The organism is Porifericola rhodea, assembly GCF_030506305.1.
Lineage (GTDB): Bacteria > Bacteroidota > Bacteroidia > Cytophagales > Cyclobacteriaceae > Catalinimonas > Catalinimonas rhodea.
Genome location: NZ_CP119421.1, coordinates 1,401,277 through 1,419,395, shown reverse-complemented (window position 1 = coordinate 1,419,395; position 18,119 = coordinate 1,401,277). Strand labels below are relative to the sequence as shown.

10 protein-coding genes are annotated in these 18,119 nt (G+C 44.1%); 6 read left to right on the top strand and 4 right to left on the bottom strand.

The features are described from left to right. The first annotated feature begins 85 nt into the window (after nucleotides 1-85). The 5 genes from PZB74_RS05785 (at nucleotide 86) to PZB74_RS05765 (ending at nucleotide 7,340) form a co-directional block, all read left to right on the top strand. Nucleotides 86-568 (top strand): hypothetical protein, encoded by a 483-nt coding sequence (locus PZB74_RS05785; RefSeq protein ID WP_302241416.1) that lies wholly within the window; start codon nucleotides 86-88, stop codon nucleotides 566-568. Between the two features lie 533 nt (nucleotides 569-1,101). Then, a complete protein-coding gene (locus tag PZB74_RS05780; protein ID WP_302241415.1) occupies nucleotides 1,102-2,670 on the top strand; it encodes an ATP-binding protein in 1,569 nt (522 codons plus the stop codon). 284 nt (nucleotides 2,671-2,954) lie between these two features. Further along, a complete protein-coding gene (gene porV, locus PZB74_RS05775; RefSeq protein ID WP_302241414.1) occupies nucleotides 2,955-4,124 on the top strand; it encodes a type IX secretion system outer membrane channel protein PorV in 1,170 nt (389 codons plus the stop codon). A 146-nt stretch (nucleotides 4,125-4,270) separates the two neighbouring features. Next, entirely contained in the window at nucleotides 4,271-5,977 is a 1,707-nt protein-coding gene (locus tag PZB74_RS05770; RefSeq protein ID WP_302241413.1) for a hypothetical protein, read from the top strand. A gap of 13 nt (nucleotides 5,978-5,990) precedes the next feature. After that, the gene (locus PZB74_RS05765) at nucleotides 5,991-7,340 is read left to right on the top strand and encodes an amidohydrolase family protein (RefSeq protein ID WP_302241412.1); all 1,350 of its coding nucleotides are present in this window, start codon (nucleotides 5,991-5,993) and stop codon (nucleotides 7,338-7,340) included. 7 nt (nucleotides 7,341-7,347) lie between these two features. Here the strand turns inward: PZB74_RS05765 and PZB74_RS05760 are convergent, their stop codons facing one another. After that, entirely contained in the window at nucleotides 7,348-8,529 is a 1,182-nt protein-coding gene (locus tag PZB74_RS05760; protein WP_302241411.1) for a CehA/McbA family metallohydrolase domain-containing protein, read from the bottom strand. 515 nt (nucleotides 8,530-9,044) lie between these two features. Here PZB74_RS05760 and PZB74_RS05755 point away from each other — a divergent pair. Beyond that, on the top strand, nucleotides 9,045-11,366 hold the full coding sequence (locus PZB74_RS05755; protein ID WP_302241410.1) for a GH92 family glycosyl hydrolase: 2,322 nt from the start codon (nucleotides 9,045-9,047) through the stop codon (nucleotides 11,364-11,366). An 82-nt stretch (nucleotides 11,367-11,448) separates the two neighbouring features. On the opposite strand, the gene PZB74_RS05750 is transcribed toward PZB74_RS05755, so the two are convergent. The 3 genes from PZB74_RS05750 to PZB74_RS05740 all read right to left on the bottom strand — a co-directional run bounded on the left by PZB74_RS05750 (nucleotide 11,449) and on the right by PZB74_RS05740 (nucleotide 18,086). Next, nucleotides 11,449-13,026 (bottom strand): glycoside hydrolase family 32 protein, encoded by a 1,578-nt coding sequence (locus PZB74_RS05750; protein WP_302241409.1) that lies wholly within the window; start codon nucleotides 13,024-13,026, stop codon nucleotides 11,449-11,451. Between the two features lie 108 nt (nucleotides 13,027-13,134). After that, nucleotides 13,135-14,865 (bottom strand): RagB/SusD family nutrient uptake outer membrane protein, encoded by a 1,731-nt coding sequence (locus tag PZB74_RS05745; protein ID WP_302241408.1) that lies wholly within the window; start codon nucleotides 14,863-14,865, stop codon nucleotides 13,135-13,137. A gap of 26 nt (nucleotides 14,866-14,891) precedes the next feature. Next, nucleotides 14,892-18,086 carry a SusC/RagA family TonB-linked outer membrane protein gene (locus PZB74_RS05740; RefSeq protein ID WP_302241407.1) on the bottom strand — a complete coding sequence of 1,065 codons (3,195 nt, stop codon included), beginning with the start codon at nucleotides 18,084-18,086 and terminating at the stop codon, nucleotides 14,892-14,894. Nucleotides 18,087-18,119 lie beyond the last annotated feature (33 nt).

Genomic DNA, 18,119 nt, shown 5'->3' with positions numbered 1-18,119 from the left:
AAATTCTTTTATGGGCTACTAAACAGTATGCTTCTTCAGTTGTTTTATTACTACAGAATCATTTTTTGGACTAATGAGCGAAACAATGAAAAGACTAAATATATTCAAATCCGCTTCTCTTTTTTCATTAAGTCTGGCAATGGCCTTCTTATTGAGTGCCTGCGGAGGAGGCGAAAAAGAGTCGGCTACTTCTCAGACAGGCGATGTGGCTTATCCCGAAGATAAAGTGATAGAAGATACTAACCTAGATGACGATAAACCTCTGGAACTGGATAGCGAGGAGATGAGCCTGGAAAAAAAGAAGCTATTGGCTACGCTAAATATGCAGAGAACAGAACTAGAGAACCAGATTAGACAGTTAGAAGAAATACCTGGTGACTATGACGATACTGCTACTCTGGCAGGTAATATTGAAAAAATGAAGCAATACCTCAATAAACTGGATACAGAAATAGCGCAGGTGAAAGAGGCTGAAGAAGAAAACTTTGAAGAGGTTGCGGAAACTGCACAGGCTGCTATAGAAGGGGCCGGTGCTCTTATGAATAGTAAAGACATGAGAATCAATTAAGAAAGTCACACATCCACTTCTTCCCTCAATCCCGTTCCTCTCTGGTACGGGATTTTTTATTTTTTTCTCATCGCACAACTTATGTGCATCACTAGTGTTACGCCTTATTAATATACTGATAATGATCAGGTAATGGTATGTAGCCTTCTTAATTTTACATTTATAGACCAGTACCTGTCAGCCTAAAGATGTGCCAATGCCATTTTTAAAGTATGCGAGTCAAACATAGCTATAAGTTTTAGCCAAAGTCTGCTATACATTAAGAGTCTGGTGACATCACTGGGCTTTTTTTATTTGTTCCTACTACTCATGTATACAAAGCTCACACTGATACTTACTTATATTAGAGTATTCAGCTAGAAAAGGAATAAAAGCAACAGAAACCTCTTAAATATAGAGTTAGAGTAAAATCTGCAGGTATTATAAATAAAATATATGAGTGTCACACCCTGTTTTTATAAGTAGATTTACAGGTTTTGTTCCATTTATTGTGTATTTTACGTATTTAGAGGGGCAAACTTCCATAATTTTTTATGCGTGTTAGGGTAAAATTAGTTGAGCTATTATCATTGCTCATCATTTTTGTGAGCTTACTTATACTTATAGGGTGGGTTGTCAACAGCAATTTCCTCATTACCTTTTATGGCTCCACAGAAAGTGGAGCAGAAAGTATGAAACCCATAACAGCCTTAAGTTTTACTACTTTTGGTATAGCTTTATTGCTGGAGGCCCGTAGGCAGAGAAAAATAGCGCGCTTGGGTATTAGCCTAATATTAATATTTGCGCTTATCAACTTATGGATTAGAACTACAAATACCAGTTTGTTGAGTTTGAGTGCAGATATGTCTATGTCTGCTGCCACCTGCCTGGTTTTTCTTATGTCTGCCGTAGCATTTCTATTGTGTAGCTCACCAAATAATATCTACAAAACAATTAGCGAGTCTTTAATTATTCTGGGGTTTTACCTGGCAATTTTTGGCTTATACAGCTACGCAATCAATTTTAGGGCGATGTATAGCATCGGCATCTTCTCCTCTTTTTCGTTGCCTACCACACTGGTCTTTATCCTGACTTTGATAAGCATAGCTTTACTCTACAGAGGGCGGGGTTGCATGAGTATTTTTTACAGAAAGTCATTAGGCGGATTTATAGCTCGCCGGCTACTTACTATCGCTTTTTTGTTACCTATAGTTACAGGTTTTCTGGTAATTACAGCTACACAGATACAACTTCTGAATGAAGAGCTAGGCATCATTGTTATTGCCACAGTACTTTCTTTGATTATGACTTTGGTGGGGCTCAAAGTCTCCATGATTGTCCATAAAATTGATTATGAAAAACAAGTGCTCCTACAGCGTACCCAAGCTACAAATTTACAGTTGGAGCAGGCAGAAAATCAGCTCAAACAGCGAAATCAAAGGTTGATAGCCATCAATCGCTACTTGGACGATTTCGTGCATGCGGTGGCCCATAACCTGCGTGGTGTAGTTACCAATATTAAAGGACTTATGCAGGTACGTGACGACAATCCCGGTTTTCAGACCGATGTGATAGATCAGAAACTGACAATATCTGTCAACCAATTAGATGATACACTTACCAACCTCATCCGACTAATTGAATTACAAAACAGGGCAGATGCAAATATTGGTAATGTAAATTTTGAACGCGTCTTGAAAGAAGTTACAGAGAGACATAGGGCAGAAATGACTTTATACCATGCCACTATAGCAGTAGACTTCAGCGAGAAAGATCAAATATTGTACAGTCCCGACTACATCAGGAATATTATTGACCAACTTGTAGACAATAGCATCAAATACCACTACCCAGGCAGAGATTTACAGATGAATGTAAGGACTCAAAAGGTAAATGGGTACACTCTTTTGCTTTTTGCCGATAATGGTATGGGTATTCGTACAGAGGTAGACCAATATAAAGCATTTGCTCCCTTTAGAAGACTAACTAATACAGGTAACGGTAAAGGCCTGGGGCTTTTTATTGTAAAAAGCATGGTAGAAAAAAATGGGGGTAAGGTAGAGATTGATAGTAAATACGAAGAAGGTACCAAAGTAAAGGTTTACCTTAAAGACTATGCTTAGAGTGACTATACTTATGTCTTAAGCTTTACCTCTTTCTCCTTTACACTAATAAACCCTCCTTTATTAAGTTAAAACCCGCGTGGAATAAGGTCTAGAACCCTTATAAAGAATACTTAGTACAGAATTAATTTTAAAGACTTTTTATAAGTGTAATAACATATAATTTTGAGCGTTTCTATTCAAGAATAATATTGTGAATATTAGGTGTATGAGTAGGTAGTTTGGTTTGAATTGACTAAAAGCTCATAAAATTATGCTTAAACTGAAATTGTTAACCACTACACTTGTGCTTTTTTTTTGTCTTCACCTTAGTAAGCTGGGCGCAACCTGCTCAGCCCTCTCAATTAGGGCTTTCTACTAATGGGGAAGGCTATCCAAGACTTCCATTTTATGGAGCTGGGTATTTGACTGTAGCTCCAGATGCCCGTACTGCTGCCATGGGAAATGCGGGAGTAGCTATAGCTACAGATGTCAATGCTGTGTACTGGAACGCAGCCGGGCTTGTACGGATGGAAGATCAGTACAGCGCCTCCTTTTCATATACGCCATGGGCCTCCCAGGTAGCCAATAATATGTATATGATGAATGCTTCGGTGGCGCAGAAGCTAGGTAAAAAAAGTGCGATCGGCCTGTCATTTACCTATTTTAATCTAGGCGATTATCGTTTCTTTTCTTCCGGCAGTCAACAACCCATATCAGTTAAACCTTACGATTTATCAGCTTCATTAACATACTCTTACGCGCTAAGTGATAAGTGGAGCCTGGGCGGTAGTGTAAAGTACCTGGGGAATAATTATTCTTATAACAACCTGGCCAGAAACTCTGGAGATTATTCTGCATCTTGGGCCGTAGACATAGGAGCATTATTTCAGCAAGAGGTTAGCTTGCTTAACAACGACAGCAAATTATCGCTGGGAGCTGCGGTAAGTAATTTAGGGCCCAAAGTTGAAAAAACAGAAAGGGTTGATATGTACTTACCTGCCAGACTAGCTTTGGGGGCGGCCTTCAGTACTCAATTTAATCTTAACCATAAACTTACACTTACTACCTCTGCTAGTAAATTATTAATTCCTACACTTCCTGTCTCTCAGTATGATCAGGGTAATATAGTAGGCATTGCTAGGGGTAAAGATCCTACTCGTGGATGGTTTAGCGGTACCTTTGGATCTTTTACAGATGCCCCTGATGGCTTTTCTGAAGAGCTCAGTGAAATACAGCTAAACCTGGGGATGGAGTATAATTTCCATAAAAATTATTATTTCCGAGCGGGCTACCACCATGAGTCAGAGGACAAAGGGGATATCAAATATTTAACACTAGGCTTAGGGTTTAAATATCGCATGCTCAATCTTGATCTGGGTTATACTTTATTTGATGATGGTCTCTTCAGTCATCCTATGAACAATACTTTAAGGGCGACGCTGCGCCTGGGCTTAAATGGGAAGAAAGACTAGTAAAAGCGCGATTTCATAGTAGGTAAAAAAGTCATGCCTGATTGTACTTAGCAGCTAGTCTTACCAAGTATTTGCGGGTCAGTCAGGCATTGTCTATTTTAAAGATAGAATACCTTCGGGCAAATACAACTATACAACACCTACTTATGGAACGACGCCAATTTCTGCAGGGGCTAAGCAGCAGCGCTTGTTTTATTCCCTTCTGGATCAATCCTATTCTGCCAGTAAGCTTACCATCTTCTACAAACGTGGAAACACTACTATCAGTATTTGTAAAAAATTACGATTCTTACATAGCGCGTGTGCTCAAATTTCAGGAAAAAGAAACCAGTCATACATGGTATGGGGGTATCAGAAACAGTTACGGTATACATAACCCTCAGCAGACCTCTGGTTTTTTCCAGACATTAAGCTGTGGTTATGTGTCAGCCAAATCCAAATATTACCATCAGCCAGAGCTGATAAAAGCAATGGAAAATGCTAGTACTTATCTACTGAAGGCACAACACACAGATGGTACTATTGACCTACATACTACTAATTTTCATTCCACTCCAGATACGGGCTTTACAGTAGAGCCTGTTTGTCTGGCATATACCTTATTGAGCCAGGATGATACTGAGGAGACAATAAGCCTCAGAGATAATCTGAAAACCTACCTGCAAAGAGCCGCTAAGGCGTTAAGTATTGGAGGCATACATACGCCCAACCATCGCTGGGTGGTGTGCATGGCCCTTGCTCGAATTCATCACCTTTTTCCGAATGAGGCTTATCAGAAACGGATAAATGAATGGCTGGCCGAAAAAATAGATATTGACGAAGATGGGCAATACACCGAACAGAGCACACTAATATATAGCCCCATCGTAAACAAAAGTCTGATTACCATAGCCCGATTAATGGATAAGCCAGAACTATTGCAACCGGTCAGAAGAAATCTGGATATGACACTATATTATCTGCATGCCAATGGTGAGGTAGTTTCTGAAGGTTCCGGCCGTCAAGATAAATACCAAAGAGGGAGCATGCAACGCTATTACTATGCTTACCGCTACATGGCTATTCATGATCAAAATAGTCTGTTTGCTGCTATGGCTTCTTATCTGGAAAAGCACGAGACAGATAAAATCAGCAATAGTCTGGCCTATTTTCTGGAGGATGAAAAGTTGAAAGAGGCCCTTCCCCCCTCTTCGGCATTACCAACCAACTACCATAAAATATTCAGAGGCTCAGATTTGGTCAGAATACGGAGAGAAGAGCGTGATGCGACTATTCTGGCAAAAAATCCTATCTTCTTTACCTTTTTTAAAGGTATGGCGGCCCTTGAGGGAATCCGACTGGCTTCGGCCTTCTTTGGTAAAGGACAATTTGAAGGGGAAAGCCTGGAAAAGGAGGGCGGCGAGTTAGTATTACGCCAGTGGCTGGAAGGACCCTACTATCAGCCATTTCCTCCAGAAGAGCTGCCTCACGATGGAGACTGGGAAAAGATGCCACGCGATAAGCGCCCGCAGAGTGAAGTGCAAAAAATCTTATCAGAGGTGCGTATAAGTGAGACCGGTCAGGGTTTCGCAATTCATATTAGTCTGAGTGGTATTGACCGGGTGCCGGTAGCCATAGAAATGGCCTTTCGGAAGGGGAGTAAGCTTACCGGAGTACGCAAGCTACAGGAAGATACCTACCTTCTGGAAGAAGGGTACGGCACGCTAAAAGAAGGTGAGCATAGTATTCGTTTTGGCCCGGGCAAAAGCGAACATAGCTGGGTTCAGCTTAGGGGCGCACTACCCCAATTAGAAGCTCAGAGCGTTTATATAACGGGTATTACCCCTTTTGAGCATCGGATAGAAATTTCATAAACCTTTCAACCTCATGTATATAAGCAAAATTGCAGGCTTCCTCTTTGGTTGCTTATTATTGGTACATTGTACCTCCGAGCCTCAGGCAACGCATAAAACTCAGACAGAAATTCCTTCCCAAAAAGTTGAGATTCGTGCAGTTAACGAAGATGTTATTCCTACCGCTAAAAAAAGTATTCTGATAAAAGGAGCATTACTTATTGATGGCTTGGGCGGAGAGCCATTAAACAATGCCTCTATACTGGTAGAAGATGGTCTTATAACTGAAGTAGGAGAAGAGGGTAGCTTTGCCGTACCCGATATGGCAGAAGTTGTAGAAGCAGAAGGAAGAGCTGTGCTTCCCGGTCTGCTGGATGCACACTATCATCAGGGTAATATTGAGCTAATTACTAAGTTTTTAAGCCATGGAGTCACTTCCATTCGCGATCCCGGAGCCTGGGAGTATAGGTATAAGGAGATCAGGTCGGCAGGAAGAGTAATCCCCCGCCTGTTTCTTACTGGGCCACACCTGGATATGTTTCCTCCGGCCTACCCAAAAAACTGTGTTATAGTAAGAGATGCCGAAGAAGCCAGGGCCAGGGTGGCTGATTTTGTTGCTGATGGTGCTTCTGCTATTAAAGTATATTACAGGCTGACACCAGAAATTATACGTGCTATTTGTGAAGAGGCCGATAAATACGGTATTCCTACAACGGCTCATCTTGAGATAACTACCGCTACTGATGCTATGGCTGCGGGTATTGATGGTATTGAGCATGTCACTTCTTTCGGCACTGGCTTGATACCATTACCAGAAGCAGAAGCCTATCGGCAGAGGGTAATGGCTGATAACAACGCACGCAGGTATGGTCGCTATGATGTATGGAGCAAGATAGACATGAATAGTGCACAGACAGATACGCTCATCAGTAAAATTGTAAAAAGCGGAACCGTAATCAGTCCTACTCTGGCAATTTTTGAATACCAGCTGGATGAAGAGCATACAGATAGCACCAAGGCTAAAGGTTTTCAGAACATGCTCGCTTTTGTAGGAAAAGCCAAAAAAGCAGGAGCTTCCGTAGTAGCTGGGTCTCATACCTATGTGCCTTATGCAGAGTTTGGTTGGGCTTACCAGCGCGAACTGGAGTTGCTGGCGCAAAGCGGCTTAAGTAATACCGAGGTAATACAGGCTGCCACCATAGAGAATGCCCGTTTCTTCCGCATTGAAGATCGCTTAGGCAGCATTGAGCAGGGAAAGCAGGCAGATTTAGTTCTCGTGAATGGCAACCCTCTGAATGATATTAAGGCCATGTATAAAGTAGAGCGTGTGATGCTGAATGGTACATGGGTGCCCACTTCAAATCAAGAACCACAGCGCCCTTAGTTGTTGGTTAGCGAACTACCGGCTGCGTCCAGGCTACTTCAAAGTCTCCTTCCTGAAAAGGGTTGATCTTGGGTTTGGTGGAGATGATCTTTGCCCGTACATAGAGTTCGTCTTCCTGTAACTGGTAGCTTGCTTCCAGGCCTTCTACCTCTTGCAATAATACGCCCATATCTTTACGAGAGGCTCCTTTCTTGCTACCCCAAAACTGTATACGATAGTTTATACCTCCTTCTTTTTTTACTTTTACGCTCAGTCTATTGTCAGTCTGGACAATACTTTCCAGTTCCACCCCAGTAGTACTGTAAAAGTCTCCTGCTTCCAGCGCTTTAATCAGGGCTTCTGCACTCAGCTCTTCTGCTTTTACCATTACCCATCCGCGACCGGGATTACTTTGATCGCCTCCGTAGATATGGTAACTATGTGCGTCATCGGTAGCCAGCCCGTACATTACAGGTTTCTGATCTCTCAAATAATTGGTAATGAGAATATCCCAAATCTTTTCCATTCCCAAACGAGTAGAGTCACCATAGTTGTTAACCATAGGATGCCCATTATAGACTTCAAAAAAGCGCTCTCCGCTCAAGGGTATCATATCATCTACCGTGATAGACCAGATAAAGTTGGGGTGGTTAATGTGGGGAAACATAGGTACACGACTCTCCTGCCTTTGTCGGTTAATAGCGTTGATATTATTTTGCATCACTTCCGTAACACTATTGCCGTGCTGTGGCTCTATCAGGCTCTGCACATTAGTTACGTTCATGTGGATGTGTTTATCTTCAAACTGATCCGTTACCTCTTCTGACTGTATTACCAGAAACTTGCCCTCTTCTTCAAACAGGGGGCGGTATTGAGCTAAGGTTTTCAGCCTGACACGTATGCGCTCGTCTGCATCTTTTTCGTACTCTACCCATTCCTCGCCGTACTTGTCCAGGTATTTCTGAAAACCCTGACGGTGCGCATAGGAGTTAGGAATAAGCTTCCATTTTTCTCCTTCTGCCAGTATGTTATGATCTGATAAGCCCACAAAATGGTATCCGTGAGACTTATACCAGTCCATAATCATCTCCGGAAAATCATCGCCATCGCTCCAATAAGAGTGGGTGTGCAGATTACCTTTATACCACTGTTGAGCATATGAGGCTTGAAATAAAATAAGGCTGAGGCTTAGGGTGAATAGTGTACGCATGTGTTAGGTTGGTTAGCTTAACCAAAGAAAGCTAAATGTTTTGAGCAGACACAGGCAGACGGATGAATTTTATGTTATGTTAAAAGAAATCTGAAGTTTAGACACAAAAATCCGTTTCGGGAGCACTTAAAATCGCCCAAAACCAAGATCAGAAGAGGCAAAGCTATGCTAAAGCATCAGCTTAAAATGCGGTCATACAAACGGTCAGAGATGATTTTATATCTGGCAGATAATAAGTTTCATGCTTGCTGATCATCCAGCAGCAGCCTTTACCTGAGCTGCCAGCTGATTTAGGTTAATACCTACTTATAGCTAACAGTAGAAGGGCTTCATAAAAAAACAGGGCAATATGTTTTAAAAAGAGATAGTGAGTAAGCCCTTTAGCATAAGAGATCTGTTCAGAAAATGTTTTGCGCGCAGAACTACAAAAAAATGAAGTTTGGCCTATTGTATTTGTCTAAACCAGTTTAATGCAGGAAATTACCCCTATGAAACCTATATCTATTACTCAACCTATGAAAAATATTGTATTAGGCTTGTTGCTGGCTGTTGTAGCAGCCTGCACCCCTGGCAGCCAGCCTGCTACCGATTCTCCTGACAGTCCACTGGGCTATGTTAATCCACTCATCGGCACTGCCGCCAGTACTACTGAGAGTGCCCAGCTACACAGTGAGGCAGGTTCTGAGTTGAGGGGGCAGACATTCCCTGCTGTAGGAGTACCCTTTGGTATGGTACAGTGGACCCCCCAGACTCAGGCTACAGAGAAAAAATGTGTGCCTCCCTACTACTATAAAGATACCCATATTCAGGGTTTTAGGGCGAGTCGCTGGATGAGCGGCTCTTGTACACAGGATTATGGTAGTGTAACCATTATGCCCCTAAATGGTGAACTGAAACTGAAAGCTGAAGAAAGAGCCTCTTCCTATACTCATGATACAGAAACTGCTACTCCTTCTTACTACAAAGTAATGCTGGATGATTACGATATACAGGCAGAGGTTACGGCGGTTTCCCGTGCCGGAATGTTACGCTTTACTCCTCAGAATGAAGAGTCAACCTATCTGGTAATAGAACCAAACAGCGATGAGGGAGAAGGCTATGTAGCAGTAGTGCCTGAGCGTAATGAAGTAATAGGATATAATCCCGCACATCGTATCTACCAGGGTTGGGGGGAGAGTGCTGGCTTTAGCGGCTATTTTGTAATACAGTTTGAACAGCCTATAGAAGCCTATGGAGTCTGGAGAGGAAACGAAGTGTTGGAGGGGCAGCTAAAAACAGAAGGCAACGGAGAGTCAGTAGGTGCGTTTGTACAGTTTCCAGCGGCAGAAGGTCAGCCGCTGATGGTTAGGGTTGGCGTATCTAATACCAGCTTGGACCAGGCACGAAAAAACATGCAGGCAGAGATCAAAGGCTGGAATTTTGAAGAGCTAAGGCAGGCCTCTGAAACTGCCTGGACAGAGCAACTAAGCAAAGTACAGGTAAGTGGCGGTAGCGAGGAAGACAAAAGTATGTTCTATACATCGCTCTACCATGCAATGCTTCTACCTCGTATGTTTAGCGATGATGATGGGGCTTTTGTAGCCTTTGGTGCTTCCCGCGATATATTTCAGGCAGAAGGGTTTGACTATTATGCTGACTTTTCTATGTGGGATACGTACCGGGCGGTGCATCCGCTGCATACCATACTCAATCCTGAGAAGACAAATGATATGGTACGTTCTCTGATCAAAAAAGGAGAACAGGGAGGCTGGCTACCGATATTTCCGGCATGGAACAGCTATACTTCAGCCATGATTGGTGACCATGTGACCGCCATGATTGGAGATGCCTGGGTAAAAGGGATAGATGATTTTGATCAGGAACTGGCTTACGCTCTTATGCGCAAGAATGCTTTTGAAGTAAATACTGATCGGCAGAGCTATCTGAACGGGCAGGGCCGAAGGGGTATGGAGTCTTATCTAAAGTACAATTACATTCCGCTGGAAGACTCGGTGCCTGATTCTTTTCATCAAAAAGAGCAGGTTTCTCGTACTCTGGAGTATGCTTTTGACGATTTTGTGCTTTCGCAGGTAGCCCGTAAAATAGGTAAGCAGGAAGACTATGCGCAGCTGGCACAGAGGGCCAAAAACTACCAGCACGTATTTGATACCACCACGGGCTATGCGCGTGGGCGCTATGCTGATGGTAGCTGGATAGAGCCTTTTGACCCTGTAGCTTCGCGAGCAAGCTTCATTACCGAAGGTTCGCCTTTTCAGTATACCTGGTATGTGCCACATGATGTAGCAGGGCTTATGCAGCTAATGGGAGGCAAAGACAAATTTATTCAAAAGCTGGATACTCTGTTTGAGAAGCGTTACTACTGGCATGGTAATGAACCAGGACACCAGACCGTATACCTTTATGCTTACGCTGGAGAACCCTGGAAAACGCAGCGGTGGGTGCGCGATATTATTCGTGAAGAATACAGCTCAGAGCCGGGAGGGCTCAGCGGAAACGAAGATGCCGGACAGATGTCTGCCTGGCTTACATTTAGTATGATGGGTTTTTATCCGGTAGCCCCGGGCATGCCTTATTATGTATTAGGTAGTCCGGTTTTTGAGGAAACAAACATTAACTTGAGCAATGGTAATACATTTAGTATTAAGGCTACAGATAGCTCAGATGAAAATCGCTACATACAGTCGGCTACCTTAAATGGTGAGCCTTTGGAACGTAGCTACCTTCTCCATGAAGAAATATTGCAGGGAGGGGAGCTGGTACTGGAGATGGGTGATGAGCCAAATACAAACTGGGCCAGCCAACAAGTGCCGCCCTCTATGGGAGAAATGGGTTTGTAATAGCTTATAGGCAATGAAGTACAAAAAGGAAAGCACAGGACAGAATCTTGTGCTTTTTCTATATATAAGTTAAGAAGGTGTACTAGGGCATGCTACCTTCTAACTGATGCAGGTTGCCAGAAACTAACTGAACCTCGCCCCCTTCTGTATAAAGATCCAACTGCAGGAAGTTCTCGTTAGGAAAAAAGATTTCTGTCATTACTGTTTTACCATCGTCGGCGAATAGCTCTACTGAAGCTACATCTATGTAAACATGCATCTTAATGGTATCAGAAGTAGCAGTTCTGGGCGCAGGGTGTCTTCCGGCGAAGTCAGCAGAGAACTCATTTTTTCCGGCCTGGCTTCGGTCTACGTAGTATTCATTTTTCATTTTATCGTAGCCAAGCAGAACTTCCTCTCCCAAACTGTTAGAGAGCTTAAGGCCAAATTCTTTGACCTGAGAATTTTGAGGAACGATAAATTCAAATATTCCCTCCTTGGCTACTGCCTGCCAGCTAGTTTGTGCAGACAGAGACTGGGTAGCAGAAATCCTCTGGCTCTCTACTTCTAAAGATGCCTTTCTGAGGCTATGCAGCTCTTCTACTGGCAAAGAGCTCAGGCGAATGCCCTCTTCAGTATCTACCAGCTGTAACTCGCGGGCTATCGTCATGGCGCTTCTCCAGCTGTACGTAGGTACAATATTGGCATATTGCCAGTTGCTCATCCATCCTAAAAAGATGCGGCGACCATCACTCTCCGGTACGTTAGACCAACTTACACCCGCATAATTATCTTTGCCATAGTCTACCCAGAGAGAAGTTCCCGGGGAATTATCATTCGTAAAAGTCTGCCCATCAAAGTCTCCAATAAAGTACTGGGTAGCGGAGCCACCATTAGGTCCGCCGGGATTGATACTCACCAGCATGACCCACTTCTCTTCTCCGTTAACTAGCAGCGGAAAAAGATCGGGGCACTCCCATACCCCACCATGAGAGCCACTATTCTCTCCAAACTCACTCATAAAAGTCCAGTCCGTCAGGTTGGGAGAATTGTACAGGCGTATACGGTCAGCTGCGGCAAAAATCATAATCCATCGTTCACTTTCTTGATGCCAGAAAACCTTAGGGTCACGGAAGTCTTTGATGCCAGGGTTTTCTATTACCGGATTGCCCTCATACTTCTCCCAGCTTCTTCCTTTGTCTACGCTATAGGCTATGCCCTGAGTCTGGTAATCATTTTCACCGGCTTTTTCGCCCTCCATATTATGGTAAGTAAAAATAGCTATGAGTGGAGGATTTTCGGCGCTACCCAATCCAGAAGTGTTGTTTAGGTCTGCTACCGCACTACCTGAGAAAATCATACCCAGGCTATCGGGATAAAGAGCAATGGGCAAATGCTCCCAATGTACCATGTCTTCACTCACGGCATGTCCCCAATGCATAGGCCCCCATACGTTGCTGTCGGGGTAATGCTGATAAAACAGGTGGTATTCTCCATCGTAATACACCATACCATTAGGGTCGTTCATCCATTGCTGAGGAGGAGTAAAATGATAAAGAGGTCGGTGTTGCTCGCCGCTAAGGCTGTCTTGCTGCTGTGCATCACTTGTCTGTTCATGGGTACTGCTGGGCTGGCAGGCTGCCAAAAAACAGAGCGTAGTTATAAAAGTTAGTAGTCTCATAAATTAGCCAGAATGTTTTTTGAGGTTATGAAGTAAAAGCATAATTCTTCAGCAGGAAGAATGTTTGACACCCGAACCTACTGAAGAATTATGGATCAAGAATTTAGTTTAATAGCCAGGGTTTTGTTCATAAAGCCCTTTGGTAAAATCTATCTCTCGCTGAGGGATGGGCAAATATTCATCGCGGCCAGCGGTAAACTGAGCATTACTCAGGTAGTCGCGTTTGGTCTTCTCTTCGGCGAGGTAAGCGTTTAGTGTTTCTTCCGCAATGCCCCAGCGTACCAGGTCAAAAAAACGTGGACTTTCCATAGCAAACTCCAGTCTCCGCTCCCAACGAAGTGCTTCGCGGGCGTTCTCCTGTGTCCAGTTAATATTTTCACCATCCACATATACCTCTATACGGTAATTAGAAGGCATAGACCCATCGCTAAATTGCAGACGCTCCGTGCTGGCTTTAGCACGAGACCGTACCTGATTGATCAGGGGTAGGGCCTCGTTGTGACGGCCAAGCTCTATCAGGGCTTCTGCCTGCATCAGTAGTACATCTGCATAACGAATGAAGTCTATGTTTTTTGAGGTGCCGATAAATGGGCCCTGCTTCAAAAAGCATGAACAATCCGGAAGCTGTTGCTCCTTCATATTTCCAAAGAAACCGTACACGCCTGGGTCACGTGCCCAGCTTTCGCTGTACAGAAAATTAGCATTGTATTTAAATGGATGCCCGGGTACGCCTACAGTATGGTCAAGGCGTGGGTCCACACCATTGCTCTGAAAATCTTCAGGCTCAATCATATCTTCATCATTGAAGGTATCAAACAGAGGAAGACCAGCTTCATCCGTTTTAAAAGCGTTTACCATATTCTGGCTGGCGTAGTGAAACCCACAACATCCATAATCGGGAGAGCCATGCGGAGAGTTAAGGCCAGTGACAAAGGATACTCTGCCTGTAGTTGTGCCATCCGCAATAGAAAACTGAGCAGCAAATACAGACTCAGGCCCATTATCAAAGCCATTAAGAAAGTTTTCTGCAAAGTCAGGCTGTAAGCTATATTTTCCGGAATTAATCACATCAGAAGTCAAGTCCACAACTTCCTGTAAGCGCGTGGTATTAATGTTAATCACCTGATGCTGCTCATTTTGCTCATAGGCCTGGTAGAGGCGCACTTTAGCCAGATAGGCTTTAGCAGCTAACTGGTTGGCTCTACCAACTTCCGGCTGCGTTTCCGGCAAATTGTTTACTGCGAACTGAAAGTCTTCAGCAATTTTATCCCACAATTCATCATTGCTAAACTCACGGTTAGAGACGGTCAGAATCTCTTCCGGCGACATGCGTTCATCAATGTAGGGGATGTATTTGAAAAGCTGCTTGAGCATAAAGTAGGAGTGTCCTCGCAAAAACCTGAGCTCACCTTCACGAGTAGCCTTTAAGTCAAAATCTTCAGTCTCACTAATCGCTTTCAGGGCAAAGTTGGTTCTGGAAATAGCTTTGTAGTGGTTTGTGAAGGTTAATGGCCCCATCCAGTTGTCACCAGTTTGTGGTTGTACCAGATTATACTGCTCCAAAAAGTGGATATCTATTACATCGGAGACCCCTCCTCCTGCTTTGTAGGCATCGTCGGAGCGTACGCTACCATATACCCAATTGCTGGTAATGGGGCCTATCATTTCGTCATTGGCGATACCCGCATACGCAGCAGTTACCAGACCTTCTATATTTTCGGGAGCCGCCACATTTTCGTTAGACAACACGCCTTTAGGCTCATATTCCAGAAAATCGTCATTGCAAGATACCAGCAGCACCGTTGCTGCCAAAAGAGTAATGATTATATTGAGTTTCATAATTTAGTTCTGTTGCTAGTGTAAAATTATAGGCTCAGGTTGAGTCCAAGCGATAGTACTGTTGGAACAGGGATGGCATTTATATCCCGGCGCTCAGGGTCGGGTCCACCATACTCTTCATTTTTGAACCAGAAGAGGTTTTCTGCCTGTACATAAACTCTCAGGTTGCTTACAGGGCCCATATTATCCAGCGTATTCTGGTTCAAGCTATAGCCCAAAGACAAGTTTCTGAGTTTGAAGTACGAGTTGTTTACAAATAAATAGTCAGAGGTACGGGTTTCATTATTTCCGTCAGAAAGCGTAAGTGCTGGAATAGATGAGTCTGAGTTCTCGGGAGTCCAGGCGTCGAGTGTGCCAGGGCCTACATTGTCTCTACCACGGATAAATTCGTTGAGGAATATGTAATTGTCAAACCCACGACGACCACTTACCCCAGAGCCAAACAATGAAAAGTCAAATCCACGGTAAGCCAGATTAATGCTCAGGGCATACTCCAGCTTGGGTAGGGTAGTACCAAAATACTCCTGATCCAGAGCGTTAACAATACCATCGTTGTTTAGGTCTACATAACGAATGCGACCGGGTGCTGCACCAACCTGGTTAGCATGAGCATTTACCTCTTCCTGGCTTTGGAAGAGACCATCGGTTCGGTAACCAAATATAGCGAACTGAGATTCACCCAGAATATCCTGTTCAGCATTGCCGGCAAAGCCAGTGCGCACCTCTTCCGGCAGCTCAGTAATTTCATCTCTGAAGCTACTAAAGTTGGTAGATATGGTATAGGTAAGGCCACTTTCCAGCTCATCAGTATAGCCCAGGGCTAGCTCCCAGCCCTGATTTTCTACTGTAGCTCCATTAAGTGTTCTAAGTACGCCTTCACCCGCCGCAGAAGCTACTGGTGGGGTAATTAGCACGTCTCTGGTTTTACGAGTAAAATAGTCAAATGAACCTTGTAGTTTTTGAGTAAAGAAGCCGAAGTCTACCCCTACATTAATTTCGGTTGTGGTCTCCCACTTCAGGTCTGGGTTCGCACCCTGGATAGATACAAAGCCAGAAGGTAAAGTACCTGTGTTTACACCGGCCAGGTCGTAAGCAGTACCTACATTATAAAACTGATCAAAGAAGAAGCCAGTACGGCGTACCTGCTCCTGGGTAAGTCCATAGCGAGGTGCAAATAAGCCAAAGCGAGAAAGGTCACCAATAGACTGATTACCCACTTCGCCATAGCCAGCTCTCAGCTTTAGCTGGGTCAGGGGTTCTATGCCAGTCATAAAATCTTCCTGGTCTATTCTCCAGCCTACAGTAGCTGCAGGAAAAATACCGTAGCGGTTGTTGGCTCCAAATCGTGATGAGCCATCTCTGCGTAGGGTAAATGACGCCAGATATTTGTCCTGAAAGCGATAGCTTAATTTACCGAATTGTGAAGAAAGTCGGCTACCTGTTTCATCTCCTGTATTGTTGCGCAAGCCTGTGGCAGCATTGAGCACAAAGAAGTCCTCAGTCTCTACGGCAAACTCTTGCGCGCTGGAAGTTAAAAAAGTGAGATCCGTTTTCACGGCTTCAGTACCTACCAGTATATCAAAGTTATGGTTGCCTAGCTCCAGCTTGTATGTTAGGGTATTAGAGAAAGTCAGGCTTAGGTAATCATCTTCTACCCGAGTCAGGCTGTTGATACTTCTGGTAATAAATCCATTAGAGACTCTAGGCTCAATATTCTTGATGCTAATTTGGTTATAATCTACCCCCATACTGGTTCTGAAATTCAGATTTTCCAATAGACGAACCGACGCGAAAGCATTACCCAGAAAAGAGCTGCGGTGTGTATTGTCCCAGCGGTTGATGTACTGCATGAGTAAGGGATTGTTTCGGTCGGAGTAGCCTGAACCGAGTGGGCCGGCAAAGTCTCCATCTGATGTGTAAACAGGAATAGTAGGGGCAAGCGTAACCGCCAGGCCGGGAGTAGGGGCCGAGCCTACATCAGGAGAGGCCAGTGTTTCGTTAGAAGAAGCAAATTGTGTGTTTACGCCGAAGTTAACAACATCCTCAAACAGGCTAAAATTAGAGTTAAGCTTGGCTGTATATCGGTCATAATTGGTATAAGCCAGTGTGCCTGTGTTCTTCAGGTATCCAATGTTGGCTAACAAAAAAGCATTTTCTGTACCGCCGGAGACTGTTAAATCGTTATTATACACATACCCAGTTTCGTACATTATATCCTGCCAGTCGGTATCTCCTGCCGGCACATTTGGGGCTCCCCCAACTAGAGGTCGTACGCTTACACCATTTAATACGGGATTATCAAAATCTCCATTCCAGTCAAAGTCATAAATTTCTCCGTAACCTCCCGCAGGGTCAGTGCGGTCATTTACAGAGGCTTGCCAGAGCGCTCTTCCGCGATCTACAGCATTTAACATTTCGTATCGCTGCCCTTTTTCAGAAAGTGCCGATATGTTAGAGTTAAATTGCACATTAAATTTCTTGTCACCGCCACCAACTCGGTTTTTGGTAGACACTATGAGTACGCCGTTTGAGGCTCTGGAGCCATATATGGAGGCTGCTGAAGCATCTTTAAGTACCTGAACAGATTCTATAACGCTGGGGTTGAGGCTGGCAAATACCTCTGGGCGTGTGGTAGGCACACCATCAATAATGTAGAGCGGGTTGTTATCTCCCAAAGTATTAGCTCCACGGATTAGGATTTGCTGGTTTGTACCGGTAGGGTCGCCGGAACGTTCTATGTAAAGGCCTGGTACTCTTCCTTGCAGGGCTTGCGCCGGGTTTCCTGAACTAAGACTCTGCCCTTTCAGTGGCTCAAGCTCTACTACAGCGATGGCGCCAGTAAGATCTACCTTACGCTCAGCAGTATAGCCTACCACCACAACCTCCTGAAGGGACTGAACATCTTCAGACAGCTTGATGTTGATAGCCGTCTGATTGCCAACCGCTATTACCTGTGAGGCATAGCCTACGGAGGTAAACAGTAAAGAATCTGAAGGAGCAACACCACTCAGACTGTAGCTACCCATTACATCTGTTACTGTTCCTTTAGCCGTACCTTTAATCAGCACATTAACGCCGGGTAGCCCCTCATTATTTTCGTCAGTAACTGTGCCGCTTACGGTAGTTTCCTGTGCCCGGGCTATAGTGAAGCTGCAAAGCCAGAACAGGGCTAGCAGACAGCAATGTGCCGGGAGTAGTTTTAGTAAGGTTTGCTTTTTCATAATTGAGTTTGATTTAATAAGGTGGTTGTAAGT

Excerpts from the sequence above, each read along its gene's own strand:
- PZB74_RS05785 (WP_302241416.1), top strand. The coding sequence starts at position 86 with ATGAAAAGACTAAATATATTCAAATCCGCTTCTCTTTTTTCATTAAGT.
- PZB74_RS05780 (WP_302241415.1), top strand. The coding sequence starts at position 1,102 with ATGCGTGTTAGGGTAAAATTAGTTGAGCTATTATCATTGCTCATCATT.
- PZB74_RS05770 (WP_302241413.1), top strand. The coding sequence starts at position 4,271 with ATGGAACGACGCCAATTTCTGCAGGGGCTAAGCAGCAGCGCTTGTTTT.
- PZB74_RS05765 (WP_302241412.1), top strand. The coding sequence starts at position 5,991 with ATGTATATAAGCAAAATTGCAGGCTTCCTCTTTGGTTGCTTATTATTG.
- PZB74_RS05760 (WP_302241411.1), bottom strand. The coding sequence starts at position 8,529 with ATGCGTACACTATTCACCCTAAGCCTCAGCCTTATTTTATTTCAAGCC.
- PZB74_RS05755 (WP_302241410.1), top strand. The coding sequence starts at position 9,045 with ATGAAAAATATTGTATTAGGCTTGTTGCTGGCTGTTGTAGCAGCCTGC.
- PZB74_RS05750 (WP_302241409.1), bottom strand. The coding sequence starts at position 13,026 with ATGAGACTACTAACTTTTATAACTACGCTCTGTTTTTTGGCAGCCTGC.
- PZB74_RS05745 (WP_302241408.1), bottom strand. The coding sequence starts at position 14,865 with ATGAAACTCAATATAATCATTACTCTTTTGGCAGCAACGGTGCTGCTG.
- PZB74_RS05740 (WP_302241407.1), bottom strand. The coding sequence starts at position 18,086 with ATGAAAAAGCAAACCTTACTAAAACTACTCCCGGCACATTGCTGTCTG.